The 870-nt window shown below is 74.9% G+C and carries 1 protein-coding gene; it reads left to right on the top strand.

Annotated features, from left to right (window positions below):
- Positions 1–117: 117 nt before the first annotated feature.
- Positions 118–870: class I SAM-dependent methyltransferase (locus tag CA983_RS44300; RefSeq protein ID WP_086606171.1), on the top strand; the 753-nt coding region annotated here is incomplete at its 3' end.

The following is an 870-nucleotide window of genomic DNA, read 5'->3' as shown; positions in this document are numbered from 1 at the left end:
CCCGGCACTCGTCGACGGTGAAGCTGCCCGGCTTGTACTGCCGCAGGTCACCGGTGCGCAGCCGGTTCCGCATCCGGGCCGCGCCGCGAGGACTGCCCCTGGTGCGGCTCGGCCCGGCTGCGGAACCGGCTGCGCACCGGTGACCTGCGGCAGTACAAGCCGGGCAGCTTCACCGTCGACGAGTGCCGGGACTGCGGCCACACCTTCCAGAACCCCCGCCTCACGTTCGAGGGCCTCGCGCTCTACCACCGGACGGTGCGCGGAGCGCCCCGGGACGTCGCGGCCGACACCCTCCTCGCGCTGCGCGGCAGCCGGCTCCGCCACCGCTCGGCCGCCCGCGCGATGCTCCGGTTCGGGGAGCCGGAGAGCTGGCTGGACGTGGGGACGGGCCACGCCCGCTTCCCCGCGACCGCCCGGGAGTTCTTCCCCTACACCGCCTTCGACGGCCTCGACCGCACCCCGCGCGTGGTCCGCGCCCGCTCGGCCGACCGCGTCGAGGAGGCCCACGTGGGCCGCCTGACGGATCCCCGGATCTCGGCTCCACTACGCGCCCGCTACGACGTGGTCAGCATGCTCCACCACCTGGAGGGCATCCCCGACCCCCGCGCGGAACTCCACGCCGCCCTCGACGTCCTGCGCCCCGGCGGCCACCTGCTCATCGAGACCCTGAACCCCCGCAGCGTGTACGCCGCGCTACTGGGCCGCTGGTGGCTCGCCTACGACCAGCCCCGCCATCTGCACCTGCTCCCCCCGCACAACCTCCGCACGGAACTGGAGGCGGCCGGCTGCACGATCGCCCTCCTGGACCACCGCCCCGTCCACATCCCCCACGACCTCTCCGGCGCCACGGCCCTGGCCCTCTCCCACACC

The organism is Streptomyces swartbergensis (genome assembly GCF_002148965.1).
Lineage (GTDB): Bacteria > Actinomycetota > Actinomycetes > Streptomycetales > Streptomycetaceae > Streptomyces > Streptomyces swartbergensis.
This window is presented reverse-complemented; position numbering and strand designations above follow the sequence as displayed.